Origin of the sequence: Amycolatopsis suaedae (assembly GCF_004214935.1) — a bacterium.
GTDB classification, from domain to species: domain Bacteria; phylum Actinomycetota; class Actinomycetes; order Mycobacteriales; family Pseudonocardiaceae; genus Amycolatopsis; species Amycolatopsis suaedae.
On sequence record NZ_SFCC01000012.1, the window covers coordinates 21942 to 47570 of the forward strand.

The 25629-nt window shown below is 73.8% G+C and carries 20 protein-coding genes; 8 read left to right on the plus strand and 12 right to left on the minus strand.

What is annotated here, in order from left to right; genetic code table 11:
- Both EWH70_RS23290 and EWH70_RS23295 read left to right on the plus strand, forming a co-directional pair.
- The gene (locus EWH70_RS23290) at nt 1-927 is read left to right on the plus strand and encodes a LysR family transcriptional regulator (protein WP_130477632.1); all 927 of its coding nucleotides are present in this window, start codon (nt 1-3) and stop codon (nt 925-927) included.
- A 103-nt stretch (nt 928-1030) separates the two neighbouring features.
- Nucleotides 1031-2194 carry an NAD-dependent formate dehydrogenase gene (locus tag EWH70_RS23295; RefSeq protein WP_130477633.1) on the plus strand — a complete coding sequence of 388 codons (1164 nt, stop codon included), beginning with the start codon at nt 1031-1033 and terminating at the stop codon, nt 2192-2194.
- 63 nt (nt 2195-2257) lie between these two features.
- Here the strand turns inward: EWH70_RS23295 and EWH70_RS23300 are convergent, their stop codons facing one another.
- Genes EWH70_RS23300 through EWH70_RS23320 form a run of 5 tightly spaced genes read right to left on the minus strand, consistent with a single transcriptional unit; the run spans nt 2258 to nt 9363 of the window.
- On the minus strand, nt 2258-3376 hold the full coding sequence (locus EWH70_RS23300) for a VWA domain-containing protein (protein ID WP_130477843.1): 1119 nt from the start codon (nt 3374-3376) through the stop codon (nt 2258-2260).
- Nucleotides 3377-3402: 26 nt separating this feature from the next.
- Nucleotides 3403-5586, minus strand: coding sequence for a DUF5682 family protein (locus EWH70_RS23305; protein ID WP_130477634.1), 2184 nt, complete (start codon nt 5584-5586; stop codon nt 3403-3405).
- Nucleotides 5583-6668, minus strand: a complete 1086-nt coding sequence (locus EWH70_RS23310; protein WP_130477635.1) for an ATP-binding protein — start codon at nt 6666-6668, stop codon at nt 5583-5585. The genes EWH70_RS23305 and EWH70_RS23310 overlap by 4 nt, the downstream gene beginning before the upstream one ends.
- Nucleotides 6665-8053 carry a DUF5691 domain-containing protein gene (locus EWH70_RS23315; protein WP_130477636.1) on the minus strand — a complete coding sequence of 463 codons (1389 nt, stop codon included), beginning with the start codon at nt 8051-8053 and terminating at the stop codon, nt 6665-6667. Before EWH70_RS23315 ends, EWH70_RS23310 begins: the two co-directional genes overlap by 4 nt.
- Complete coding sequence (locus EWH70_RS23320; protein WP_240687169.1) at nt 8050-9363, minus strand: SWIM zinc finger family protein; 1314 nt, start codon at nt 9361-9363, stop codon at nt 8050-8052. Before EWH70_RS23320 ends, EWH70_RS23315 begins: the two co-directional genes overlap by 4 nt.
- Nucleotides 9364-9964: 601 nt before the next feature.
- On the opposite strand from EWH70_RS23320, the gene EWH70_RS23325 reads away from it, so the two are divergent.
- The 4 genes from EWH70_RS23325 to EWH70_RS23340 are packed head-to-tail and all read left to right on the plus strand — an operon-like array spanning nt 9965 to nt 13107.
- Entirely contained in the window at nt 9965-10462 is a 498-nt protein-coding gene (locus EWH70_RS23325) for a hypothetical protein (RefSeq protein WP_130477638.1), read from the plus strand.
- A 55-nt stretch (nt 10463-10517) separates the two neighbouring features.
- Nucleotides 10518-11372, plus strand: a complete 855-nt coding sequence (locus EWH70_RS23330; RefSeq protein WP_130477639.1) for a DUF4097 family beta strand repeat-containing protein — start codon at nt 10518-10520, stop codon at nt 11370-11372.
- A 20-nt stretch (nt 11373-11392) separates the two neighbouring features.
- On the plus strand, nt 11393-12343 hold the full coding sequence (locus EWH70_RS23335; protein WP_130477640.1) for an ATP-binding cassette domain-containing protein: 951 nt from the start codon (nt 11393-11395) through the stop codon (nt 12341-12343).
- Nucleotides 12340-13107, plus strand: a complete 768-nt coding sequence (locus EWH70_RS23340; RefSeq protein ID WP_130477641.1) for an ABC transporter permease — start codon at nt 12340-12342, stop codon at nt 13105-13107. The genes EWH70_RS23335 and EWH70_RS23340 overlap by 4 nt, the downstream gene beginning before the upstream one ends.
- 67 nt (nt 13108-13174) lie before the next feature.
- On the opposite strand, the gene EWH70_RS23345 is transcribed toward EWH70_RS23340, so the two are convergent.
- The 5 genes from EWH70_RS23345 to EWH70_RS23365 all read right to left on the minus strand — a co-directional run bounded on the left by EWH70_RS23345 (nt 13175) and on the right by EWH70_RS23365 (nt 20499).
- Complete coding sequence (locus EWH70_RS23345; RefSeq protein ID WP_420809087.1) at nt 13175-14494, minus strand: type I glutamate--ammonia ligase; 1320 nt, start codon at nt 14492-14494, stop codon at nt 13175-13177.
- Nucleotides 14491-16233, minus strand: a complete 1743-nt coding sequence (locus EWH70_RS23350; RefSeq protein WP_130477844.1) for an IucA/IucC family protein — start codon at nt 16231-16233, stop codon at nt 14491-14493. The genes EWH70_RS23345 and EWH70_RS23350 overlap by 4 nt, the downstream gene beginning before the upstream one ends.
- 74 nt (nt 16234-16307) lie before the next feature.
- Nucleotides 16308-17615 (minus strand): lysine N(6)-hydroxylase/L-ornithine N(5)-oxygenase family protein, encoded by a 1308-nt coding sequence (locus tag EWH70_RS23355; RefSeq protein ID WP_130477643.1) that lies wholly within the window; start codon nt 17613-17615, stop codon nt 16308-16310.
- A complete protein-coding gene (locus tag EWH70_RS23360; RefSeq protein WP_420809088.1) occupies nt 17612-19057 on the minus strand; it encodes a pyridoxal phosphate-dependent decarboxylase family protein in 1446 nt (481 codons plus the stop codon). The genes EWH70_RS23355 and EWH70_RS23360 overlap by 4 nt, the downstream gene beginning before the upstream one ends.
- 74 nt (nt 19058-19131) lie before the next feature.
- Nucleotides 19132-20499 carry an alpha/beta hydrolase family protein gene (locus EWH70_RS23365; RefSeq protein WP_240687170.1) on the minus strand — a complete coding sequence of 456 codons (1368 nt, stop codon included), beginning with the start codon at nt 20497-20499 and terminating at the stop codon, nt 19132-19134.
- A 63-nt stretch (nt 20500-20562) separates the two neighbouring features.
- Between EWH70_RS23365 and EWH70_RS23370 the strand changes: the two genes are divergently transcribed.
- Entirely contained in the window at nt 20563-21138 is a 576-nt protein-coding gene (locus EWH70_RS23370; protein WP_130477645.1) for a helix-turn-helix domain-containing protein, read from the plus strand.
- A 107-nt stretch (nt 21139-21245) separates the two neighbouring features.
- Here EWH70_RS23370 and EWH70_RS23375 read toward each other — a convergent pair whose 3' ends face one another.
- Nucleotides 21246-22199 carry an LLM class F420-dependent oxidoreductase gene (locus EWH70_RS23375; RefSeq protein ID WP_130477646.1) on the minus strand — a complete coding sequence of 318 codons (954 nt, stop codon included), beginning with the start codon at nt 22197-22199 and terminating at the stop codon, nt 21246-21248.
- The gene (locus EWH70_RS23380) at nt 22196-24271 is read right to left on the minus strand and encodes a S9 family peptidase (RefSeq protein WP_130477647.1); all 2076 of its coding nucleotides are present in this window, start codon (nt 24269-24271) and stop codon (nt 22196-22198) included. The genes EWH70_RS23375 and EWH70_RS23380 overlap by 4 nt, the downstream gene beginning before the upstream one ends.
- A 131-nt stretch (nt 24272-24402) precedes the next feature.
- Between EWH70_RS23380 and rocD the strand changes: the two genes are divergently transcribed.
- Nucleotides 24403-25620, plus strand: a complete 1218-nt coding sequence (gene rocD / locus EWH70_RS23385; RefSeq protein ID WP_130477648.1) for an ornithine--oxo-acid transaminase — start codon at nt 24403-24405, stop codon at nt 25618-25620.
- The last annotated feature ends 9 nt before the right edge of the window (nt 25621-25629 follow it).

Below are 25629 nucleotides of genomic sequence, written 5' to 3' on the forward strand. Positions count from 1 at the left end.
GTGCTGTTGCGTCAACTGGAGTACCTGGCGGCCCTGGCCAGGGAGCGGCACTTCGCCCGCGCGGCGGCCGCCTGCCACGTGTCCCAGCCGTCGCTGTCGGTGGCCATCCGCAAGCTCGAACGCGAACTCGGCGTGCCGATCGTCCGGCGTGGACAGCGCTTCGCCGGGCTCACCCCGGAGGGCGAGCGCGTGCTGCTGTGGGCACACCGGATCCTCGGCGAGGTCGACGCGCTGCGGCAGGACCTGTCCACCATGCGGGACAGCCTGTCCGGGGTGCTGCGGCTGGGCGCCATCCCGTCGGCGCTGACCGCGGCGCCGATGCTGACCACGCCGTTCTGCGAACGGCACCCGCACACCCGCGTCTCGCTGGAGTCGTTGTCCTCGCGGGAGATCTCGCACCGGCTCGGCGAGTTCGAACTGGACGTCGCGATGACCTATGTGGACGATGACGAGCTGTCCGGGGTACGGGTGACCGCGCTGTACGAGGAACGCTACCTGCTGCTCACCCCGGCCGACGGCGAGCTGGCCGGCCGCCCGCTCGTGCGCTGGGCCGAGGTCGCGGCGCTGCCGCTGTGCCTGCTGACCCGCCGGATGCGCAACCGGCGCGTCCTGGACGAGTTCTTCGCCGGCGACGGCGTCACCGCGGTGCCCGCGATCGAGACCGACACCGTCGCCTCGCTCTACGCCCACGTCGCCACGCGACGCTGGTCCAGCGTCATCGCCCACGCCTGGCTGCACATGTTCGGGCTGCCCGAGGGCATGCGGGTGGTGCCGCTGGAGATGGCGGCTCGGCCGCCGCAGATCGGCCTGGTCGTCGCCGACCACCATCCCGAGCCGATCCTCGCGCGCGCCCTGCTCGACCTGGCACGCGGGCTGGATCTGCGCGGCACCCTGGACACCCTGCTGCGTGATCACCTCGCACGATAGCCGCGGCCTATCTCCCCATAGCGACTTTCGCTTTGACGGCCGTCACCGGAGGCGAGGAAGGTCAGAAGTACTTACCCCGCAACCATTCTTGGGAGTGACGTCCATGGCGAAGGTGCTGTGTGTGCTCTACGACGACCCGGTCGACGGACCGCCCTCGGGCTATGCCCGCGACGGCCTGCCGCACCTGGAGCGCTACCCCGGCGGCCAGACCCTGCCCACCCCCGGCGGCATCGACTTCACTCCCGGCGAGCTGCTCGGCAGCGTGTCCGGCGAGCTGGGCCTGCGCCGGTTCCTGGAAGGCCAGGGGCACACGCTCGTGGTGACCTCCGACAAGGACGGCGCGGACTCGGAGTTCGACCGGGAACTGGCCGACGCCGACGTGGTGATCTCCCAGCCGTTCTGGCCCGCCTACCTCACCGCGGAACGGTTCGCCAAGGCCCGCAACCTGAAGCTGGCCGTGACGGCGGGCATCGGGTCGGACCACGTCGACCTCGACGCCGCGATCGCGCACGGCGTCACGGTGGCCGAGGTGACCTACTGCAACAGCATCAGCGTCGCCGAGCACGTGGTGATGATGATCCTCGGCCTGGTCCGCAACTACCTGCCGTCCTACCACTGGATCCTCGACGGCGGCTGGAACATCGCCGACTGCGTGGCGCGCTCCTACGACGTGGAGGGTATGCACGTCGGCACCGTCGCCGCCGGCCGGATCGGGCTGGCCGTACTGCGCCGCCTGGCGCCGTTCGACACGCACCTGCACTACACCGACCGGCACCGGCTGCCCGCCGAGGTGGAGCGGGAACTGAACCTGACCTTCCACCCCAGTGCCCAGGACATGGTGCCGCACTGTGACGTGGTGACGATCAACGCACCGCTGCACCCGGAGACCGAGAACCTGTTCGACGAGGCGCTGATCGGGTCGATGAAGCGGGGCGCGTACCTGATCAACACGGCCCGGGCCCGCATCTGCGACCGCGACGCCGTGGTGCGGGCGCTGGAGAGCGGGCAGCTCGCCGGCTACGCGGGCGACGTGTGGTACCCGCAGCCCGCCCCGGCCGACCACCCGTGGCGGAGCATGCCGCACCACGGGATGACGCCACACATCTCCGGCAGCACGCTCTCGGCGCAGGCCCGCTACGCGGCCGGCACCCGGGAGATCCTGGAATCGTGGCTGTCCGGCGCGCCGATCCGCGACGAGTACCTGATCGTCGACGGCGGCAAGCTGGCGGGCACCGGCGCCCACTCCTACTCGGTCACCGCCCGCTGACCCCGCACCGAACGCGTGCCGTGAAGGGGGCCCTCACGGCATCTGGTGCCGTGAGGGCCCCCTTCACGGCACTTCGCCGGACTCGGCCCAGCGGGCCAGGTCGTCACGGCGGATGGCGGCCGCCATCAGGTCGGGGAACCGGTCCGGGGTGCAGGCGAACGCGGGCACACCCAGCTCCGCCAGCGCGGCGGCGTTGTCGCGGTCGTAGGACGGCCTGCCGGAGTCCGACAGCGCCAGCAGCGCGACCACCTGCACCCCGGACGCGGTCAGCTCACCGACCCGGCGCAGCAGCTCGGGCCGTGCCCCGCCCTCGTACAGGTCGCTGATCAGCACCAGCAGCGTGTTCTCCGGCCGGGTGACCAGCCCCTGGCAGTAGGCCAGCGCCCGGTTGATGTCGGTGCCGCCGCCGAGCTGCGTGCCGAACAGCAGGTCGACCGGGTCGGCCAGGTGCTCGGTGAGGTCGGCGACCTCGGTGTCGAACGCGACGTAGCGGGTGGCCAGCGACCGCATCGACGCCAGCACCGCGCCGAACACGCCGGAGTAGACGACCGACTCCGCCATCGACCCCGACTGGTCCACCGCCAGGATCACCTCGCGCTGCACCTGGTGCGTCCGGCGCCCGTACCCGACGAACCGCTCCGGCACCACCGTGCCCAGCTCCGGCGAGTAGTGCCGCAGGTTCAGCCGGATCGTCCGCGCCCAGTCCACATCGGACAGCCGGGGCCGGTGCGTGCGGGCGGCCCGGTCCAGCGCGCCGCGCACGGCCGCCCTGGTGCGCTCGGCCAGCCGCCGCTCCAGCTCGTCGACGACGGTGCGCACCACCTGCCGCGCGGTCTCCCGCGTCTGCTCGGGCAGCACGCCGTTCAGCGACAGCAGCGTGCCGACCAGGTGCACGTCCGGTTCGACCGCGCCCAGCAGCTCGGGTTCCAGCAGCAGCTGGGTCAGCCCGAGCCGCTGCACGGCGTCGCGCTGCATCACCTGGACCACCGTGCTCGGGAAGTACCGGCGGATGTCGCCCAGCCACCTGGCCACCCTCGGCGACGACCCGCCCAGCCCGCCGGTCCGCCTGCCCCGGCCCTGCTCGGGCTGACCGTCATACAGCGACGCCAGCGCCGCGTCCATCGCCGCGTCCTGTTCGGACAGTCCCTGTCCGGTGCCGTCCTCGGCGCCGCCCAGCACCATCCGCCACCGCCGCAGCCGGTCCTCGCTCACGACTCCACCCCCAGCAGCGTCGCCAGCACCGGCAGCACGGCACGGGCCCGCCCGGTGTCGATCCCGGGCTCGCCCCGGACGGCCGGGGCCGTGCCGGTCAGCGCGGCCGCCCGCTCGCCGATCGCCCGCTTCTCCGGCCCGGCGAACGCGCCGAACGTACGGCGCAGCAACGGAAGCACCTCGTCGAACACCCCGGCGGGGATGGTGGCCAGCCAGTCGTCGACGACCCGCAGCAGCCGGTCGTCGTGCACCAGCAGCAACGCGCCACCGGCGAAGAAGCCCTCGACGTAGGCCGCTCCCCTGGCCGGCTCGACACCGGCGGTGAGCACCCGGCCCAGCCGCACCTCGACGTCGGCGGTGCCGAGCCGGTCGGCGTCCAGCAGCAGCCGGGCCAGCCTGCCGCCCAGCAGCGCGGGCAGCCGCGGCGCGTCGACCAGCTCGCCGAGAGTGGCCAGCCACCGCTCCCGTGCGTCGGTGTCCAGCAGCGTGGTGGCGTCCTGCACCCCGTCGACGAGTGTGCTCATCCGCTCGGCCGCCTCGTCGTCGATGCCGCGCACGGCGGGCGGCAGCCCGGCGCAGACCCTGGCCAGCATCCGCTCGGCCACCACCCGCAGCGCGGCCAGGTCGGTGCCCCGGACGTCGCCGTAGCGGGTCGCGCGGGCCAGCGCGGGCAGGGCCGCCATCAGGTGGGCGACGTCGGCGTCGGCCGCCGCGCGCTCGTCCAGCACCCGCAGCACGTCGGTGAGCGCGTCCGCCAGGTCGGCGAGCAGGCAGTCCTCGACGGCGGCGGTGATGTCGGCCAGCGGCGAGGCCGGGGTCACCGCCTGCCGCACGGCCGCGGCCGCCGCGGCTGGCACGGTCGTGCCGTACACCGACGCGGCGATCAGGTCGACCTCCAGCGACGGGTCCCAGGCCAGCTGCCAGGTCTCCCGGAACGTGCCCTTGCCCCGCGTCGCCGACGGTTCCCTGGTGCCCCAGTGGATTCCCAGGATCCGCAGCCGGTGCAGCAGCTTCGACCGCGCCAGCCCGCCGTCGGTGCGCAGGTCCAGGTCCAGCTCGCGGACCAGCGCGTCGCGGCGCAGCCGCAACGTCTTCGCCGTGCCGATCAGGTCGGCGGCCAGCGGCGCCCTGGGCACGGTCTCGGGCACCTCGCCGAGCAGCTCGCCGACCACCAGGCGGCGGGTGACCAGCTCGGCGCGCACCTCGTCGCCGGAACACAGCACGGACAGCGTCGCGTCGCTGACCTCCGCCAGCCCGGCCGACGACCGGTCCCGCAGCGCGGCCAGCGTCTCGGCCAGCCGGACGGCCTCGATCACGTGCGCGGTGGACACCGGCAGATCCTCATCGCGCAGCACCCCGGCGACGGCGGTCAGCCAGCGGGCGGTCACGTCGGACTCGGCGGTGAACAGGTGGTGGTACCACCCGGGCGAGCGGACCCCGGCGCCGTAGCCGCTGGACCCGGCCAGCCTGCCGTGTGTCCACGGCACCCAGGTGCAGGCCACCTTCCGCTTCGGCAGTCCTTTGAGGACGGCCGCGTCCCGGGTGGCCGGCGGCAGCTTCCCGGCCAGCGCGGGCACGTGCCAGGCCCCGCACACCACGGCGATGTTCTCGAAGCCCTCCTTGATCGTGCGGCGCAGCACCGTGCGCATGTACGCCTCGCGCTGCCGTTCCCGCTGCGCGGGCTGCTCCCCCTCGCGCAGCGCGGTCATCGCCTCGGCGATCACCTCGAACGGCGAGGTGTCGCCACGCCGGTGCTCGATGACGTCATCCCACCACCGTTCCGGGTCGTCGTAGCCCGCGACGGCGGCCAGCCGCGCCAGCGGGTCGGCCGAGGCACCGGCCTGGCCGACCGGTTCGTCCGCGGCGAACTGGTGGGTGGCCGGCAGGTCGCAGAAGCGCACCGGCACGTCGTGGGTCACCGCGTGCCGCAGTGCCTGCCACTCCGGGCTGAACACCGCGAACGGCCAGAACGCCGCCCGTGACACGTCGTCGGCCGCGTAGGCCAGCAGCGCCACCGGCGGGCGCAGCCCGTCCTCGGCGGCGTGCCGGACCAGCGCGTCGGCCTCGGGCGGGCCCTCGATGAGCACGACGTCGGGCCGCAGCCGCTCCAGCCGGGCCCGCACGGCCCTGGCCGAGCCGGGCCCGTGGTGGCGGATGCCCAGCAGTGCGACCTCGCTCAACCCAGGATCTCCTGCCCGGCGCGGTAGAAGTCGTCCCAGCCGTCGCGCTCGCGCACCACGGTCTCCAGGTACTCCACCCAGATCGCCCGGTCGGCCACCGGGTCCTTGACCACGGCGCCGTGGATGCCCGCGGCCACGTCGGCGGCCCGCAGCACGCCGTCACCGAAGTGCGCGGCCAGCGCCAGCCCGCTGGTCAGCACGCTGATGGCCTCGGCGGTGGACAGCGTGCCCGACGGTGTCTTGACGGCCGTGCGGCCGTCCTCGGTGCGCCCGGCCCGCAGCTCGCGGAACACGGTGACCACGCGGCGGATCTCGGCGAGGTCGGCGACCTCGGACGGCAGCCGCAGCGACGCCCCGAGCTGCTCCACCCGGCGGCTGACGATCTCCAGCTCGGCCTCGGCGGTGTCCGGCAGCGGCAGCACCACGGTATTGAACCGGCGGCGCAGCGCGCTGGACAGCTCGTTCACGCCGCGGTCGCGGTTGTTGGCGGTGGCGATGAGGTTGAACCCGGGCCGCGCCTGCACCTCGGTGTTCAGCTCCGGTACCGGCAGCGTCTTCTCCGACAGCAGCGTGATCAGCGAGTCCTGCACGTCGGCGGGAATGCGGGTGAGCTCCTCCAGCCGGACGAGCTTCCCGTCCCGCATGGCCCGCAGCACCGGGCTCTCGACCAGCGCCCGCTCGCTGGGCCCCTCGGCGATCAGCCGGGCGTAGTTCCAGCCGTAGCGGATCGCCTCCTCCGCCGTGCCCGCGGTGCCCTGCACCAACAGGGTCGAGTCGCCGCTGATCGCCGCGGCCAGGTGCTCGGACACCCATGTCTTCGCGGTGCCGGGGACGCCGAGCAGCAGCAGGGCCCGGTCGGTGGCCAGCGTCGCGACGGCGACCTCGATCAGCCTGCGCCGCCCGACGTACTTCGGGGTGATCTCGGTGCCGTCGGGCAGGGTGCCGCCCAGCAGGTAGGTCACCACCGCCCACGGCGAGAGCTTCCACGCCGGTGGCCGCGGCCGGTCGTCGGCCGCGGCCAGTGCGGCCAGCTCGGCGGCGTGGTCCTGCTCGGCGTGTGGCCGCAGAACGTCGGTGGTCATGCCAGCTCCTCGTACATCTCCCGGCGGAAGGTCAGGGTCTTGGCCAGTGCGCGCCGCCAGGGCGCGGCACCGGGTTGCAGTGGCTCGACGGCCAGCGGGTGGTCCAGCGACTCCGGCGGCACCGCCCTGGCGATGGTGACCGCGGCGTGCGCGACGAGCCGGTGATCGTCCTGAGTGGACAGCCAGTCGAGCAGGACCGTGCCCAGCTCGGGTGTCCACGGAGCGGGCAGGTCGGGCACCAGCCGCGCGACGGCTCTCGGGTCGGCCTGCCTGCCCAGCCTGCCGACGATCTCCGCCCGGTCGGCGGGGGCCATCACACCGAGCAGCCTGGCCGCGTCCGGGCGTGCCGGGTCGGCCTCGAACAGCGCGCGGGCCCAGCGCGGGTCGCGGTGGCGCAGGGTCGCCACGGTCCAGCCGTCGGCCAGGACCCTGGCCGGGCAGCCTTCGACGTCCATCGCGACCAGCCGCTCGGGCGGCGCCAGCTCGTCCCACACCTCCGGTGGCGCGGCGGCGACGAGCTGACGCAGCCTGCGGGTCCGCTCGCCGCCGTCGTCCTCGGGCAGCGACACGACGAGCACGTCCGGTTCCCGCACCGACAGCAGCGGCCGCAGCCGGTCGGCCTGCCTGCGGCCGTAGGCCGAGCCGGGCAGCCGGGCCAGCAGCGCGGCGGCCTGCTGGCGTACGGAGGCGGCGCGGTCGCCCAGGGCCGACTCCAGGAACGGCTCGTCGCCGGGACGCAAGTGGCCGGCCAGCAGTTCCAGCACGCTGGCGCGGATCTCGGCGGGCTCGCTGGCCCAGGTCGCGGCGACGGCGGCGCGGGCGCCGTCGGGGTCGGCGGCGAGCGCGACCGCCAGCCAGGACCGGCGCTGCGGAGCGGTGCCGAACCGCCAGGCGTCGCCGCCGGCGTCCGGTGCCGCCGCGGTGAGGAAGCGCCACTCCGGGTTGAGCCCGGCCAGCCACCGGCCGCGGGGACCGGCGGCGAGGGCGACGGGACCGCGCAGTGCCGGTTTGGTGCGCGCGGCGTCGGCGAGCGCGGGCAGGCGTTCGGGCGGCACCTGGTAGCCGCGGGCGGCGACCGCGCGCAGCCATTCCTCCAGCAGCTCGGTTCCGGCGGCGCCGAGCAGCCGGGCCAGCCGTTCGCGGGCCGGGCGGGGCAGGCCGGGCCTGCTGTCCGGCTCGACCTCGGGCAGGGTGATCGCGCCGGTGCGGGCGACGCGGCCCGCCCTGCGGTAGGCGGTGAGCGCCGCCGCGGCGGTGAGGGTGGCCGCCGCCGGATCGGTGTCGGTGACCAGCCTGCGCACGTCCGGCGGCAGGGCGTCGAGGCCGGGCTCGCGCCTGCGGGTGCCGAGCAGTGCGGTGCTCACCAGGTCGTCCCACTCCCTCACAGCCGCACCGCCCGGTCGCCGTCCCAGCACAGCAGCGGCCGCAGCCCGGCCGAGGTCCATTCGCCGCCGATGGTGACCGGCCTGCCCGCGGAGACCGCCAGCAGCGGCCACGGGTCGAAGGCGGGGGTGAGCGCCAGCGCCCGTCCGTCCACATCGGACAGGAGGAGTTCGTCGCCCTCGGTGGCGGGCACGAGGTCGGCCAGCAGGGCGGGCCACCGGTCCAGCCACGGGTCGGCCGCCAGCGCCTCGGCGTGGGCGGCCAGCGCGGCGGGCACGGTGTCGCCCCGCGGACACGCGGCAGGAACCGGTTCGCCGCGCTCGGCGACCAGTGCGCGCAGCGGCAGCGCGCCGGGGTGGAAGGCCAGCTCCGCGGTGACCCGGTGCCCCGCCGGCAGGCTGCTGTCCAGCGGGCGGCCGGGCGGCGCGAACGAGAGCACCAGCGCCGGCCGTCCGGTGCGGGTGCCGCGCAGCCAGCAGCGCCGGGTGATCAGCTGGTCGCGTTCCTCGTCGACGACGCCGCAGACCAGCCAGTCGTCGGCGACCCGCTCGCCGGAGGCCAGCACACGGCCGGTGTCGGCGGGGAAGCCGAGCCGGGTGCGGACGGTGTCGGCCAGCGCGTCCGGCAGCTCGTCGACGCGGGTCTGGGCGCCGGCGAGCAGGTAGAGCAGCGACAGTTCCTCCAGCAGCCGCGACGGCCAGTCCCGTCCCCGGCCGGCCAGGCCGGAGGCGCGGCGCAGGCCGGTGGCCAGCCCCGGCGCCTGGGCGTCGATCATCCGGGCGGCCACCCGGCGCAGCTCGTCGGAGCCGGTGCGGTCCAGCCCGGACAGCCCGGCCCGCACCTGGTCGAGCAGCCACTCACGCAGCTCGGCGGCACCGGTGCCGACCCGGCCGGCCCGCCGCTGCGCGCGTTGCGCGGCGGCGGCCTCGTCCTTGGGACCGGCCTCGGCCTTGCGCTGCTCGGCCTTCTCCGCGCGAGCGGCCCGCTCGTGCAGCCAGGCCCGCACCCAGTCCGGCTCGGTGTCCTCGGGCAGCTCGCCCGCCGCCCAGCGCAGCAGCAGGCCCAGGGCGTGCTTGCAGGGGAACTTGCGGCTGGGACAGCTGCAGCGGAACGCGGGCTCGGCCAGCTCGACGCAGGTCTGGTACGGCTTCTTGCCGCTGCCCTGGCAGGCCCCCCAGACGGCAGCCGGCGAGGCGCCCGCGCCCGACCAGCCCACCGCGGCGGCCTGCGCGCGGCCGGCCCGCACCGAAGCCGCGTCCGGCGCCAGCTCCAGCACCCGCTCGGTGCTCCACCGCACCGGCGCCTCCACCACTGGACCTCCCCTGCTCCACCTGCCCGCACAGCATGCCAGTGAGCACCGACACTCCGCCGGGTCCGTGCGCGCCGCTGCCGTGAAGGGGGCCCTCACGGCGTCTGATGCCGTGAAGGGGGCTTTGACGGCATCAGAGGCCAGGGCCCCGGCAAGTCGAGTGGGTCCGGAGCGCGTCATTCGCGTTCCGGAAGACGAGACTCGCGTTCCTGCCCGGCAGCGCCGCGCGAGCGGTCCGTTCGGCCAGCCGAGGACGGGCTGGTCTCGCGATCTGGAATCGACGTGCCGGACAGTGGGACCAGGCAGGCGGGAACGTACAACTCGCGCCCCAGAACGTACGACTCGCGCGAACGGACCGTTCGCGCGGGCGACCGGCACCATCTGAGAACCCGGTCCACATCGTGAGTTCTGCGCTCACGCACGCGAGTTCTGCATTCCGGCCCGCGAGTTCTGCACTCGGGACCACCCACCTGACCCTGCCACACCCCGGACTGTGCCGGGACCTGGCGTCTGATGCCGTGAGGCCCCCTTCACGGCATCCCATTGGCGCCGGTCGACGCCACCCGGGGTTGCGGTGGCGCCACTTTGGTGCCATAGTGGCGTCATGGACCTGACGTCGTATGTCGAGAAGCTCCGCCGGGACCTGGCGGTGGCGGCGGAGGCCGGTGGCGAGGACGCTCGCGCGCTGGCCGACCGGCTGTCCGCCCCGCTGGAGTCGGCGATCCGGCTCGTCCTGCTCGACGCACTGTCCGCCGCGGCCGACGAGATCACCCGTGACCTCGCCCCCGGCTCGGTGGACCTGCGCCTGCGGGGCGGCGAGCCGGGCTTCGTGGTGACTCCCGCACCCGCGGAGCCGGAGGCACGCCACGGTGGCGCCGACGTGGCGCCACCGGCGCCACCCAGTCCCGACGACGGCGCCACGTCCAGGATCAACTTCCGCCTCCCGGAGAGCCTGAAGATCCGGATCGAGGAGGCGGCGGGCCGGGAGGGTCTCTCGGTCAACGCCTGGCTCGTGCGGATCGCGTCCGCGGCACTGGAACCGGGGTCCGCCCCGCGGACGTCCGCGAGCGGGGGCCGCCACTTCACCGGCTGGGTCAGCTAGCCACACGTCCTCGACCTGCGAGGACGCCCGCACACCACCTTTTGAGGGGACAACCATGCCTACTTTCGCCACCACCGGACCCGTCACCGTCTCACTGGCCATCGCCTCCGGTGACGTCCGCGTCGTCGCCGGAGCGCGCGACGAGGCCGTCGCCGAGATCCGCCCGCGCAACGCCGCCTCCGCCGACGACGCCACGCTCGCGGAGAACAGCCGCGTCGACTTCTCCGGCGACACACTGAGCATCAGCGTGCCCAAGCCGCCGACGTCGTGGCGCAACTTCATCGGCTTCGACTACCCGGCCGTCGACATCGTCGTCGAGGTGCCCGAGGGCTCCCGGCTGCGCGGCAAGGTGTCGGCTGGCGACCTCACCTCGGACGGCCGCCTGGGCGAGGTCCGGCTGGAGGCCGGCTACGGCGGCGTCCGGCTCGACGCCACCGGCTCGCTGCACCTGAACTGCTCCTACGGCGACGTCGTGGTGAACAGCACCTCGGGGCACTCCGACATCACCACCGCGTCCGGCACCGTCCGGGTGGCCACGATCGACGGGACGGCCGTCGTCCGCAACAGCAACGGCGACATCACCCTGGGCGAGGTCAGCGGCGACCTGCGGGTCAAGCAGGCCAACGGCGACATCGTCGTCGACCGGACCAGGGCCACGGTCGTGGCCAAGTCCGCCTACGGCGACGTCGTGCTGCGCGAGATCGTCAGCGGCGACGTGGTGCTGGAGACCTCCAGCGGCGACATCGAGATCGGCATCCCGCGTGGCACCGCCGCCTGGATCGACTCGCACACCGACTTCGGCTCGATGCACAACTCGCTCACCACCAACGACGGACCGGCCGAGAACACCGAGAAGGCCAACGTCCGCGCCCGCACCGCCTACGGCGACATCCGCCTCACCCGGTCCTGAACACACTGGAGGGAATCCACATGACCAGCACCGCGATCGCGGTCTCCGGACTGCGCAAGGCATTCGGGGACAAGGTAGTGCTCGACGGCGTCGACCTCGACGTCCGGGCAGGCACCATCTTCTCACTGCTCGGCCCGAACGGCGCCGGCAAGACCACCACCGTCCACATTCTATCCACTTTGGTCACGCCGGACGCCGGCGAGGTCACGGTCGGCGGGCACGACCTGGCACGCGACCCGGACGGCGTCCGCTCGGCGATCGGCGTCACCGGCCAGTTCTCCGCCGTCGACGACCTGCTGACCGCCGAGGAGAACCTGCTGCTGATGGCCGACCTGCACCGGCTCGGCAGGGCCGAGGGCAGGCGGCGGGCCGCCGACCTGCTCGCCCGGTTCGACCTGGCCGGCGTCGCGCAGAAGACGCCCGTGACGTTCTCCGGCGGCATGAAGCGACGGCTCGACCTGGCGATGACCCTGGTCGGCCGGCCGAGGATCATCTTCCTCGACGAGCCGACCACCGGTCTGGACCCACGCAGCAGGCACACCATGTGGCAGATCATCCGCGACCTGGTGGACACCGAGAACGTCACGATCTTCCTCACCACGCAGTACCTGGAGGAAGCCGACGAGCTGGCGGACCGGATCGCGGTGCTCGACGGCGGCAAGCTCGTCGCCGAGGGCACGGCCGCGCAACTCAAGCGGATGATCCCCGGCGGCCACGTCCGGCTGCAGTTCACCAGCGGCGACGACCTGGATCGGGCCGCCCGCCTGCTGGAGACCAGCCTGCGTGATGACGAGGCACTGAGCCTGCAGGTGCCCGGCGACGGCGACGTGCCGGCCCTGCGTTCGCTGCTCAACCTGCTCGACGACCACGCGCTCAAGGTCGACGGCCTGTCCATCCACACCCCCGACCTCGACGACGTCTTCTTCGCCCTCACCGGGCACCCGCAGACCGTGAAGGAAGCCCGCTCATGACCACGCTCGCCGCGACCCTGCACGACTCGAAAACGATGGTGGGGCGCAACATGCGCCACACCCTGCGCAACCCGGTGACGCTGTTCGGCGCGCTGGCCTTCCCCATCATCATGCTGCTGCTGTTCGTCTACGTCATCGGCGGCGCGGTCAACGTCGGCACCGACTACCTGGCCTACATCGCACCGGGAATCCTGATGATGGGACTGTGCCAGGGCGCCGGATCGGTGGCCATCGGCGTGGCCGAGGACATGGAGAAGGGCATCATCAACCGGTTGCGCACCATGGCGATCGCCCGCACGTCGGTGCTGACCGGGCACGTGGTGACCAACGTCGTGCGGTCGGTGGCCTGCGCGGCGCTCATCCTCGGCGTCATGCTGCTGATGGGCCTGCGCCCGAACGCGACGTTCACCGAGTGGCTCGCGGTGGCCGGGCTGCTGGCGCTGGTGTGCTACGCCGTCACCTGGCTGACGGTCGCGCTGGGGCTGGCGGCCAAGACCGTCACCGGCGCCAGCTTCGCCGCGTTCCCGCTGACGTTCCTGCCGTTCGTCAGCAGTGCGTTCGCACCGCCGGGCACGATGCCCGCGGGCGTGCGCTGGTTCACCGACAATCAGCCGTTCACCTCGGTGATCGACACCCTGCGCGGGCTGCTGACCGGCACCGGCATCGGCGCCAGTGGCTGGCTGGCGTTGGGCTGGTGCGCCGTGCTCGCCCTGGCCGGCTACCTCTGGTCCCGGTCGGCGTTCCGCAAGGCCCGCACCAGCTGACCGGCACAGCACGTGAAGGCCACCTTCATTACGTGAGACGTGATGAAGGTGGCCTTCACGTGCTTGGTCAGGAACGCAACGCGCCCCGGGAACGCTGCCAGTCGGTCACCGCGGCCAGGCCGGCGTCAATCTCGGCCGCCAGCAACGCCTCCTGCTGCGCGGCCACCTCCTCCCCCAGCAGCCCGGCGAGCCTGCCGTGGCGCAGCAGCTCCAGCGCCCGCCACGGCGTGGCCGCCAGCTCGCCGGTGACCTCGCCCTCCGGCGGCGGCGACAGCCCGTCGTCGATCCCGGCCAGCCCCGCCGCCAGCAACGCGGCCACCACCAGGTGCGGTTGCGCGTCGGCGCCGGCGAAGCGGAACTCCAGACGCCGCGCGCCGTCCCGCCCGGCCAGGCGCACCGCGGCGGTCCGGTCGTCGGTACCCCAGCGCAGCACCCGGGGGGAGAACGGCGCGGTCCGCAGCCGGACGTAGCTGTTCCAGGTCGGCGCCCAGACCGCGGTCAGCGCGGCCGCGTCGCGCAGCACACCGGCGAGGAACGCCTCCATCCCGGCCCGCGAGCCGTCCATTGTGGACAGCGAGAGGTGCACGTGACAGGAACTGCCCAGGCCGGTGTCCTGCGCGGCGAGGTAGCTCGCCCGCACCCCGTGCCGGGCCGCGGCCTCGCGCACGAGCAGCTGCTGCAGCATCGCGTCGTCGCAGGCCGCCAGCGGGTCGCGGTGGCGCAGCACGCTCTCGAACTGCCCGGGGTGGCACTCCGCCCGCGCCGACTCGACCTCCAGCCCGGCCGCGTCGAGCACCCCGGCCAGCTCCCGGGTCAGCGCCCGGACCGGCTCGGTGCCGCCGACGGCGTAGTCCACCGGCTGCCCGGTCAGCGGGGTGCCGGCGGCGTCGGTGAACGTCACCTCGTGCTCGATCCCCGCCGAGGGCACCAGGCCGTGCCGTTCCAGCGCTGCCAGCGCCGCCGTCAGCGCCGTGCGTGGCGCGGCCGCGACGGCCCCGCCGCCGGGCCACTCCACGTCGCAGACCACGGCGACCGTGCGGTCCGGCAGCCGGGTGACCGTGGCCAGGTCCGGCAGCATCCGCACGTCGCCGAAGCCGGTGACGTACCGCGCCAGCGGACCGTCCGGCACCGAGGCCGGGACGTCGCGGTGCGGGTCCCACGCGAAAACGTAGCTGCAGAGCCCGTAGCCGGCGGAGAGCACCTCGTCGAGCACGAACCGGGCACCCAGCTCCACCGCGGCGAACCGCGCGTGCGGATCGGGCACCAGCAGCAGCACCCGGCCGGCCTCCCCCTCGGCCAGCACCCGCCGCAGCTCCGGCTCGGCCCGCGCGGCCAGCGCGGCGCGGTCGGCGAGCGTACGGGGTCCGAGCGGGCGGACCGCCGTCACCACGCCCCGCCGGGGTCGGGCGCGTGCAGCGGGTTGGGCGCGCGGCCCCAGCGCACGTCGAACTCGTCGTCCCGGTCCACCTTGTCGAACCCGCCACCCGCCAGGTGTTCCCGGTTCAGCGTGACCCGCTCGACGTCCGGCGCGAACAGCAGGCAGGCGTCGAACCGCCGCGCCAGGTCGGGGTTGGCCTCCCGGAACCGGGTGACGACCTCACGCACCAGCGCCCAGAACTCCGCCCGCTCGAACCCCTGCTCGTCGAACAGGATCTCCGCCCAGAACCGCAGCTGACCGGAGAACACCGAGCTGAACAGCGACTGCGCCAGCAGGTGCGGCGGCCAGCGCAGCATGTCCGCGGCGGCGTCCGGCGGCAGTGTCCGGTAACACTCGACGTCCTCGTCGAGCAGGTCGACGCCCTGCGCGAAGTCCTTGATCAGCACCCGCGACGGCGCCCCGGCCCGGTCGAGGACGAGGATCAGGTTCTGGCCGTGCGGGCAGAACCCGACGCCGTAGCGCAGCAGCCACTGCAGCAGCGGCGTCAGCAGCAGGTCGAACACCGAGGCACACCAGCGCCGCGGCCCCAGCCCCGAGGACTCGATCAGCTCGGTGAGCACCGACCGGCCGTCCGGTCCCCGGTAGGGCAGCGCTGCGAACGACAGCGCCCGCTCCCCCTCGGCCAGCCGGGCCGTCAGCGGCTCGCGCCACAGCGCGCCCAGCGTCTCGTGGAACCGGTAGGGCAGCTCCTTGATCGCGCCGAACAACGGGTGACGCACCGACACGCTGGCGACCTCGCCGAGCAGTTCGAAGCGGTACTCCTTGGTCAGCAGCGGGTCGGCGTCGCTGATCTGCCGCAGCCAGGTGGTCACGCCGGGCCCGGCCAGCGTCGCCGCCGACGCCAGCCCCCGGTAGACCAGCGTGTTGCGCACGGAGACGGCCGTCTTGACGTCCCTGCGGTCCGGCCTGCTGACGTTGGCCAGCGTCCGCACCGTCTGGTGTGGACGGTAGTGGTCGAACGAGTCGCCGAGGTCGATCACGGTGCCCCGGGCCAGTTCGGCGGCGTAGAGCGTGCCGACGATCTCGTCGGCCTGCCACGGGTGCACCGGCACCCACAGGTAGTCGGCGGGATCGCCGACCTCGGCCACGACCGCGGTGAACTCGTCCCGGGTGGCCTGGTCCAGCTCCTCGGCGAGCAGGACCTGCTCGCTCAGCTCGGGCACGCACCGGAACTCGGCGTGGTCGCGGTGCACGGCGAACCAGCGCAGCACGACGTCGGCACCCGACTCCGGCGCGTAACGCTCGCGGTCGGCCGCGGAGAAGCCGACCCGGCCCTTGTTCAGCACCAGCCTCGGGTGACCGGTGAGGTGCCCCTCGGCGAAGTTGTAGTCCACTGTGGACAAATGTGCGGCGGTGGGCGCGGTGGCGATCCGGGCGGCCTCGTTGGTCACCGTCGCGGTCAGCTCGGACAGCACGTCGGCCAGCCGCGCGCCGGTCAGCGACAGCGGCCGCCTGGCGTCGACGACGAGCGTGCGCGGGTCGTCGGCCGGGACCGGCTCGCCGTCGCCCGCCCGGCGGACGGCGCTGCCCGGCCGCACCGTCCAGGTGTCGAACGCGCCGCGCCTGGCCTCGAACTCGTAGGTCACCCGCTCCGGCAGGGACAGCCGCCAGCCGCGGTGGCGTCCCGGCTCCTCCGGGCCGGCCGGCTCCGGGCGCAGCAGCCCCTCGTAGGACAGCTCGCCGAGCATCTTGCAGGTGATCAGGCTGCCCGCCGCCCGCCAGGCCTCGGCGGGGCCGGGCCCGTCGGTACTGTCCACTATGGTCACTCGTCCTCCGATGACGTTGCCAGTCCGAACGTGGTGAACGCGGTGCGGTCGGGAAGATCGTAGACGGTGCGGCCGCACACGGTGTTGAGGATCGACGCCGACCGCCACGCCGCCAGCCCCAGGTCCGGCGCGCCGACACCGTGGGTGTGCCGCTCGGCGTTCTGCACGAACAGCGACCCGGTGATCTCAGCGGGCAGTCCCAGCCGGTACTGCCGGTCGACGGTGAGCCTGCCGCTGCGGTCCCGGTGCAGCACCTCGGCCAGCGGGTCGAGCAGGTGCGCGCTGGTCTCGGCGTACCCGGTGGCGGCGACCACGGCGTCGGTGCGCACGGTCACCGTCGCGCGCTGCTGGGAGTGGTGCAGGTCCAGTGCGATCGCGCCGTCGGCCAGGCGGGCGGCGAGCACCTCGGCGCCCGGTGTCATGACCACCTTGGGCCAGCCGCCGCCGATCGAGCGGCGGTACAGCTCGTCGTGGATGGCCGCGATGGTCTCGGCGTCGATGCCCTTGTACAGCTGCCACTGGCTGGGCACCAGCCAGTCCCTGGTCTGCTCGGACAGGCCGAAGAAGAAGTCGGTGTAGTCCGGCGTGAACTGTTCCAGGCCCAGCTTCGAGTACTCCATCGGCGCGAACGACGGCGTACGGGCCACCCAGCGCAGCCCCGCGGTGGTGGGCCGGGCCCGCAGCAGGTCGAGGAACACCTCGGCGCCGGACTGGCCCGAGCCGACCACGGTGACCGTCGGCGCCGCGATCAGCCGGTCCCGCAGTTCCAGGTAGTCCGCCGAGTGGACGGCTGGCACGTCCGGGTCGGCCACCACCTCCCGCAGCGCCTCCGGGATGACCGGCGCGGTGCCGACGCCCAGCACGACGTTGCGGGCCAGCACCCGGCGCCCGCCGGTGAAGGTCAGTTCGAACGCCTCGTCGGGAAAGCTCCAGCCGATCTCGTCGACCTCGTGCGCGAACCGGCAGCTGGGCAGCCGGGTGCTCGCCCACCTGCCGTAGTCGTCGTACTCCGTGCGCGGGATGTGGAAACGCTCGGCGAAGTAGAACGGGAACAGCCTGCCGCGGTCGCGCAGGTAGTTCAGGAACGACAGCGGGCTGGTCGGGTCGACCAGGGACACCAGGTCGGCGAGGAACGGCACCTGCAGCGTGGTGCCCTCGATCAGCAGCCCGGGGTGCCAGCGGAACTCGTCGCGCCGCTCGAAGAACTCCGCGGTCAGCCCCTCGACCGGGGCGGCCAGCGCCGCCAGCGACAGGTTGAACGGCCCGATGCCGACGCCGGCCAGGTCGAGCGTCGCCTGGCTCACGAGGGCACCTGCTCACCCACGGGTGCCGCCGCGGCGGCGATGACGTCGAGCAGCGGCAGGTAGTCCGCGGCCGTGGCGTGCGGGTGCAGCAGGGTGAGCTTGAGCCACAGCTCGTCCGCGCCGTCCGGGCCGGTGGGCAGCGCGGCCCGCCCGACGACCGCCGTACCGGACTCCAGCAGCGTGCGCCGGGCGGTGGCGACCAGCTCGTCCGCGGTGGCCCCGACCGCCGGGCGGAACACCACCGTCGACAGCGCGGGCTCACCCCACAGCCGCAGCGCGGGGTGCGCGGCGACGGCCGCGGCCACCTCGGCGGCCGTGGCGCAGCACCGGCGCACCAGCTCCCCCATCCCCCGCACGCCCAGCGCGCGGAACGTGACCGCCATGCGGAAGGCGTCCGGCCGCCGGGAGGTGCGGATCGACCGGCCGAGCAGGTCGGGCAGGCCGGCCTCGGTGTCGTCGGCGGCGTTGAGGTAGTCGGCCCGCACGGTCAGCGCGTCCAGCCTGCGCGGGTCGCGGCAGGCCAGCAGCCCGGCCGAGATGGGCTGCCAGCCGAACTTGTGCAGGTCCAGTGCCACCGAGTCGGCCTCGCCCATGCCGTCGAGCAGACCGGCCAGCGTGGGCTCACACACGGCCGGCCCGCCGTAGGCGGCGTCGACGTGCAGCTGCGCGCCGTGCTCGCGGCACACCCGCGCCAGGTCCCGCAGCGGGTCGACGGCGCCGGTGTTGGTGGTACCGGCCGTGGCGACCACCACGGCCGGACCATCCACTTCGGACAGACACGCGGCGAGCGCGGACGGGACCATGCGGTCCCGCTCGCAGCCGACGACCACCGGCGCGGGCAGGCCGAGCAGCCAGGCGGCCCTGGCGACGCTGTGGTGGGCGTTGGCACCGCGCACCACCCGCAGTCCGGGCCCGGCGTGCTCGCGGGCCAGCAGCAGCCCGACCAGGTTGGACTCGGTGCCACCGCTGGTCACCACCGCGTCGGCGCCGGGCGCGCCGGGGTAACACAGCCCGGCGACGGCGGTGGTGAGCGCCCGTTCCAGCTCGCTGGCGACCGGAGCCTGGTCCCACGAGTCCATCGACGGGTTCAGCGCGCCGGCGACGACGTCGGCGGCCACGGCGACCGCGAGCGGCGGGCAGTGCAGGTGCGCGGCGCACCACGGCTGGGCCGGGTCGACCGACCCGGCGGCGAGCAGCGTGCTCAGCTCGGACAACGCTGCCCGCTCGCCGACCCCCTCGGCGGGCAGCAGCCCGTCCGGCAGCGCCGCGGCCAGCTGGGCGGCGACGGCGGCGGGGCCGCCCGCCGGGGCGGCGCCGCCCCGTTCCGCCGTCCCCGCCGCCAGCCCGGCCAGTGCCACCGGGACCAGCTCGGCCAGCCGGTCGTGCCCGGCCAGCCCCGCCGTGACCCCCGAGGTGTCCGTTCCGTTCGGTTCGCCCAACACCGACTCCTTCTTAGGTATGCCTACCCTTTGACACACTACGGACACCGTCCGTCCCTCCCATCTTGGGAGTGCGGTCAGGGCAGCAACAGACCCCAGTGGAACGCCCACACCGCGAACACCGCGCCCGCGGCCAGCAGCAGGCCGTGCCGGACGCGACCGCCGGTGCCGCGGCGGTGCAGCAGAACAGCCGTGGCGACACCGGATGCCACCGCGATCACGGCCAACGCCTGCAGCCCCAGCCAGACCAGCGGCCTGCCGGCCAGCAGCGGCGCGGCGTCGATGGTTCCGTTGGTGGTGGGTGTCCCGCCCGCGGTGAACTGCAGCCAGCCGAGGTAGACCGGCGCACCCAGCGCCGCGACGGTTCCGGTCGCCGCCAGCACCCACGCCGGCCACGGCGAGCCGGCCCGGCGCCACAGCGCGGACAACGCGAAGCCGAGGAAGCCGGCGAGCATCAGCAGCAGCGCCGCGATCTGCACGGGCACCGACTCGTACCAGGCCAGTGGCGGCACCTCGACGCTGGTCCTGGTCTGCAGGCCGGTGCCCTCGGCCGACGTCGGGGGCGTGTGGCCGGCGGCGACGTCGCCGACCCAGGAGGCGACCAGTTCCGGGTAGCCGGGTGCCAGGTCCGGGCCCCGGTCGTAGCCGTCGGTGGTGGTGCGCAGGGCGTGCTCGGCGCCGTCGAACGTCCGCAGCGTGTAGCTGGCGGCCAGTAGCGACCGGAACGCCGCGGCGCTTTCCACCGGCGGGCACTGGATGTCCTTGGCTCCCCAGATCCCGAGCACCGGCACGGTCAGCGCCCGCAGGGCCGGGGCGGGATCGTGGTAGGCCTCGGGGAACATGCCCAGGCCGGAGATCAGCCGGTAGAGGGTGCGGGAGAACGCGTCGACGATCGAGCCGTCGAGGCCGCCGTGTTCGGCCTTGACCGCCTCGGCCCAGCTCTGCTGACGTAGCGGGGAGACGCCGCTGGCGCCCACGGTGATGACGAAGGCCGCGTCCGGGTCCCTGGTCGCGGCCATCGGGGCGACCCAGCCGCCCTCGCTGATGCCGAGGAAGCCGATGCCGTCACGCTGGATCTCCGGGCGCCCGCGCAGCACGCCCGCAGCCGCGACGGCGTCGCCGGCGAGCTGGGCGTAGTCCCGCTGGACCATCGAGTAGCCGTCGGTCCGCTTGTCGTAGGCCAGTGTGGCGATCCCCTTCCTGGCGAACGCCTCCGCCTCGGCCCGGTAGTCCTCGCGCGGCCCGGGTCCGGCGCCGTGCACGAGCACGATCGCCGGCGCCGGGCCGGTCGCGCCGGGCGGCAGCCGCAGGGTGGCGGGCAGGACCTGCCCGTCGCTCGTGGTGACGCCGAGTTCCACCTCTCTGAGTGGTTGTTGTGCCTGGGCGGGCACCGCTGTGGCCACGACCGCGACGGCGGCCACCAGCCCGATCCGGATGGCGAGCATGCGTACTCCTTTGCAAAGCTTTGTGCAAAATATTGTGCACATAACTCTGCTAGAGTTGGACGGGTGACGGATCAGGGAAAACCCCGAGAAATCACCGATCCCGCGACCCTGAGGGCGTTACGCCATCCGTTGCGCAGGCAGTTGCTCCGGTTACTGCACCGGGACGGGCCGGCGACCGCGACCGACCTGGCGAAGGCGCTCGGCGAGAACACCGGGGCGACCAGCTACCACCTGCGGCAGCTGGCCGAGCACGGACTGGTCGCCGAGGACCCCGAGCGGGGGCGCGGCCGGGAACGGTGGTGGCAGGCGGTGCCGCACGACCTGCGGTTCCCGCCGCGCAGCCGGATGGACCCGGACCTGCGGGCGGCGTTCGACGCGCTGGAGCGGGTCAGCGTCGACGAGGACGAGGCAGCGCTGGCGCGCTTCGAGCGGCAGCGCGACCAGCTCGGCCCGTGGGGCGACGCGCTGCTGTTCTCCCGCGGCGAGGTGAAGCTGACCCTGGAGCAGGCGAAGCAGTTCTTCGACGACTACCTGGCGCTGCTCACCCGCTATCTGGAGATCTCGGAGCACGCGCCGGACGGCGAGGACGAGGCCCGGCGCATGCACGTGCGCTGGACCGCCTTCCCCGACGTCGACTGACCGCCCGTCGGCGTCGCCAATGCGGCTTCCGTCGCTCCCCCAATGTGGCATTGGGGTACTTCAAGTTCCCCAATGTGGCATTGGGGAACTTCGGCGAAGCGGCCCCGTCAGCGCCGCGGGGCCAGGGCGCGGACCTGCTCGGCCGGGTCGTCGCCGGTGGGCAGCAGCGCGATCACCGGCGTCGTCAGCCCGTTGTCCACATAGGACTGGATCTTCTCCCGGCAGGCGGCCGGGCTGCCGTGCACGATCAGGTCGTCGACGACCTCGTCGGGGATGACCTCGTTGGCCGCCTTGCGGTCCCCCGCCGCCCACAGCGCGTGCATCGGCGCGAGCACCTCCTCGCGGCCCAGCCAGTTGTGGAACTCGGCGTACACCGGCACGGTCAGGTAGCTGCTGATCAGCAGCCGCCCCAGCGCCCGCGCCGACTCGGCGTCCTCGGTGGGACAGACGAAGATCCGGGCGGCCAGTTCCAGATCCGGCCCGATGACCGAGCGGACCGTGCGCACGTCGGCAGGCGAGAGCCAGTTGGTGATGGCGCCGTCGGCCTCGCGCGCGGCCAGCTTCAGCATGCCCGGCCGCAGCGCGGCGAGCATGATCGGCGGCGCCTGCTCCGGCGGGCGCTCCAGCCGGAACTTGCTGACGGAGAAGGTCGGGTAGTCCTCGGTCACCTTCTGCCCGGCCAGTGCGGCCCGCAGAAACCGCAGGGTGTCGCGGGTGCGGCCGAACGGCTCGGCGAACTCGGCGGCGTTCCAACCCTGGACGATCACCGGCGACGACGTGCCGATGCCGAGCACGAACCGGCCCGGCGCGCACTCGGCCAGCGTCGCCGCGCTCATCGCCAGCAGTCCCGGCCCGCGGGTGTACACCGGGACGATCGCCGTGCCCAGCCGCAGCTGCGGTGCCCACTGCGAGGCCAGCAGCAGCGGGGAGAACGCGTCGGTGCCCGCGGTCTCGGCCGACCAGACGTCGGTGTAGCCCAGGTCCGGCAGTTCCTCCACCAGCTCGCGGTGCGCGGCCAGCGGCATCCCGGTGAACGGGATCGTGATTCCCCAACGTGTCATGCCGAGCGCTCCAGTTCGCGTGTCAGCCAGTCGACCTGCATCCGCATCATGTTCTCCGCGACCTCCTCGGCCTGCGGCGTCATGTGTGTCGCACCGGCCAGCGGCAGGAACACGTGTGCCCGGCCCGCGGCCAGCAGCTCCGAGGACAGCCGCAGGGCGTGCGCGACGAACACGTTGTCGTCGGCCAGCCCGTGGATGATCAGCAGCGCCCGCTCCAGCTTCGCGGCGTCGGCGAGCAGCGAGTTGTCCCGGTAGGCGTCCGGCTGCCCGGCCGGGGTGCCCAGGTAGCGCTCGGTGTAGTGGGTGTCGTACAGCGTCCAGTCGGTCACCGGCGCTCCGGCGACGGCGGCGTGGAAGACGTCGGGCCGCCGCAGCACCGCCAGCGCCGACAGGTACCCGCCGTAGGACCAGCCGCGGATGGCCACCCGGCGCAGGTCCAGATCCGGGTACTGCCGCGCGGCCGCGTGCAGGGCGTCGACCTGGTCGGCGAGCGTGACCTCGGCGAGCCGGCCGCCCGCGATCTCCTTCTCCCAGCCGGGACCGCGGCCCGGCGTGCCGCGGCCGTCGGCCACCAGCACGGCGAAGCCCTGGTCGGCCAGCCACTGGGAGGTCAGGAACGCGTTGCGGCTGTGCAGCACCCGCTGCGCGTGCGGTCCGCCGTAGGGGTCGAGCAGCACCGGCAGCTTCTGCCCGGCGACGTGCCCGGACGGCAGCAGCAGTGCCGCGCGCAGCCCGCGTTCGCCGAGCGTGAGCCACTCGGGTTCGGGTACCAGGCCGGGGTCGACGGTGTGCGAACCGACGGTGGCCACCGGCTCGCCGTCACGCAGCACGGCCACCTCCGGCCCGCTGTGCGCCAGGCTCCACGACGACAGCACGGTGACCTCACTGGTCCCGGCACCGACGTGCACGCCGTCCGATGTGGACAGCCGCTGCACGCCGCCGCCCGCGGTGCGGAAGACGTGGATCTGGGTCGGGTCTGTCTCGGAGGCGCTGAACAGGATCTCCGCGCCGACGTCGAGCACCGACCGCACCTGCAGCCCGGGTGGCGTGACCGGCTCGCCGTCGACGATCAGCCGGTAGCTGCCGTCGGCGGCGCTGACCCAGACCAGCCTGCCGTCGGCCGTCCACGCGGGGACGCCCTGGGTGATCTCCACCCAGTGCGGGTCGGTCTCGGTGTGCAGGACCGACAGCTCGCCGGTCGCCACGTCCAGCGACAGCACGCGGGTGGTCCGCTGGTCGCGGGACTGCACGGTGAGCAGCGGCGGCCCGCCTGCCGACCAGTGCACAGCGACCAGATACTCCTCGTCGAGCGGGATGTCGGTCCGGCTGCCGTCCAGCCCGAGCAGTGCCAGCGAGACGTCCACGTTGGACTCCCCCGCCGCCGGGTAGGCGACGGTGTTGACCTCCGCGCCCGGGTTGGCCGGATCGGCGATGTGCCAGCGCGGGACGCCGGTGGTGTCGGCCCGTTCGGCGAGCAGCCACCGGCCGTCCGGCGACCACCAGTACCCGCGGGCGCGGCTCATCTCCTCGGCGGCGACGAACTCGGCCAGCCCCCAGGTGACCTCCGGCGCGGGATCGTCGGCGAGCACGCGGTCGGCGCCGCCCGGCTCGACGACGTGCAGCGCGCCGTCGCGGACGTAGGCCACGTGGGTGCCCTGCGGATTGGGCCGCGGGTCGACGACGGCGCCGTCGACCAGCGTCGCGATCTCGCCGGTCGCCAGGTCGACGGTGTGCAGGCGGCCGGACAGGGTGAACGTCGCCAGCCCGAAGCCGGCGTCGACCGAGTAGCCGACCACGCCGCCGGAGGTCTCCCGGCTGCGCTCGCGCCGGGCGCGCTCCTCCGGCGGCAGGACCTCCTCGCCGGGCAGCAGCTCGGCGGCGTCGACGATCTTCGACTCGGAGCCGGTGGCCAGGTCCAGCGACCAGAGGCTGTGCCGGCGATCCACACCGGACTCCGCACGCAGGAACAGCACCCGGGATCCGTCCGGCGAGACCCGGAACTCCTTGGGTGCGCCGAGGGTGAAGCGCTGGGTACGGGCCTGCTGCCGGAGGAAGGAGACGTCGTCGGTCACGCAGGCACTCTGTCACACGACCGGGCCACACAACAATCGTTCGGTAAACACCGTCAAGTACGCAACGAACGGCGGGTTTGAGCAACGAAACCCGGCTGAACTCACCGCCTCGGACCCCTTAGCCTGAACGCATGACCACGTTCGCCGCCGGAACCACCGACTACATCGCGCTCGACGAGCAGTGGAGCACGCACAACTACCACCCGCTGCCGGTCGTGATCGCCGAGGCGGAGGGCGCCTGGGTGACCGACGTCACCGGCAAGCGCTACCTCGACTTCCTCGCCGGCTACTCGGCGCTGAACTTCGGCCACCGCCATCCCGCGCTGGTCGCCGCCGCCGTCGAGCAGCTGGGCAGGGTCACCCTGACCTCGCGGGCGTTCCACCACGACCAGCTCGGGCTGTTCTGCCGGGAGCTGGCCGAGCTGACCGGCACCGAGCTGGTGCTGCCGATGAACTCCGGCGCCGAGGCGGTCGAGTCGGCGGTCAAGGTCGCGCGCAAGTGGGCCTACCAGGTCAAGGGCATCCCGGACGGGCAGGCGCAGATCGTCGTCGCCGGGTCCAACTTCCACGGCCGCACTACCACGATCGTGTCGTTCTCGACCGACGAGACGGCCCGCGCCGATTTCGGGCCGTTCACCCCGGGTTTTGTCACGGTCAAGTACGGCGACGCCGACGCGCTGGCCGACGCCATCACCGAGCGCACCGCCGCGGTGCTGCTGGAGCCGGTGCAGGGCGAGGCGGGCGTGGTCGTGCCGCCGGAGGGCTACCTGGCGCGGGCCCGGCAGCTGTGTGACGAGGCGGGCGCGCTGCTGATCGCCGACGAGATCCAGTCCGGCCTGGCCCGCACCGGCACGCTGTTCGCGCTGGACCACGAGGGCGTCCGGGCCGACCTGTACACGCTGGGCAAGGCGCTCGGCGGCGGGATCATGCCGGTGTCGGCGGTGGTCGGCCGCCGCGACGTGCTCGGCGTGCTGCGGCCCGGCGAGCACGGCTCGACGTTCGGGGGCAACCCGCTGGCCTGCGCGGTCGGCCGCGCGGTGATCTCGCTGCTGGCCACCGGCGAGTTCCAGGAGCGCTCGGCGACGCTGGGCAGGCACCTGCACGCCCGGCTGGGCGAACTGGTCGGCCACGGGCTGGCCGAGGTCCGCGGCCGCGGCCTGTGGGCCGGTGTCGACATCGCGCCGGGCCGCCTCACCGGCAGGCAGGCCTCGGAGGCGCTGGCCACGCGCGGGGTGCTGTGCAAGGAGACCCACGACAACACGCTGCGGATCGCGCCGCCGCTGGTGGTCACCGCCGAGGAGCTGGACCGCGGGGTCGACGCGCTGGCCGAGGTGATCACCGGGGCCTAGGGGGTTGTG

What these genes read in the sequence shown, in the direction of transcription:
- EWH70_RS23365 (WP_240687170.1), bottom strand. Translation starts at nt 20,499, where the DNA reads ATGCTCGCCATCCGGATCGGGCTGGTGGCCGCCGTCGCGGTCGTGGCC.
- EWH70_RS23325 (WP_130477638.1), top strand. Translation starts at nt 9,965, where the DNA reads ATGGACCTGACGTCGTATGTCGAGAAGCTCCGCCGGGACCTGGCGGTG.
- EWH70_RS23340 (WP_130477641.1), top strand. Translation starts at nt 12,340, where the DNA reads ATGACCACGCTCGCCGCGACCCTGCACGACTCGAAAACGATGGTGGGG.
- EWH70_RS23335 (WP_130477640.1), top strand. Translation starts at nt 11,393, where the DNA reads ATGACCAGCACCGCGATCGCGGTCTCCGGACTGCGCAAGGCATTCGGG.
- EWH70_RS23330 (WP_130477639.1), top strand. Translation starts at nt 10,518, where the DNA reads ATGCCTACTTTCGCCACCACCGGACCCGTCACCGTCTCACTGGCCATC.
- EWH70_RS23310 (WP_130477635.1), bottom strand. Translation starts at nt 6,668, where the DNA reads ATGACCACCGACGTTCTGCGGCCACACGCCGAGCAGGACCACGCCGCC.
- EWH70_RS23295 (WP_130477633.1), top strand. Translation starts at nt 1,031, where the DNA reads ATGGCGAAGGTGCTGTGTGTGCTCTACGACGACCCGGTCGACGGACCG.
- EWH70_RS23350 (WP_130477844.1), bottom strand. Translation starts at nt 16,233, where the DNA reads ATGCTCGGCGAGCTGTCCTACGAGGGGCTGCTGCGCCCGGAGCCGGCC.
- rocD (WP_130477648.1), top strand. Translation starts at nt 24,403, where the DNA reads ATGACCACGTTCGCCGCCGGAACCACCGACTACATCGCGCTCGACGAG.
- EWH70_RS23375 (WP_130477646.1), bottom strand. Translation starts at nt 22,199, where the DNA reads ATGACACGTTGGGGAATCACGATCCCGTTCACCGGGATGCCGCTGGCC.
- EWH70_RS23300 (WP_130477843.1), bottom strand. Translation starts at nt 3,376, where the DNA reads ATGGTGCTGGGCGGCGCCGAGGACGGCACCGGACAGGGACTGTCCGAA.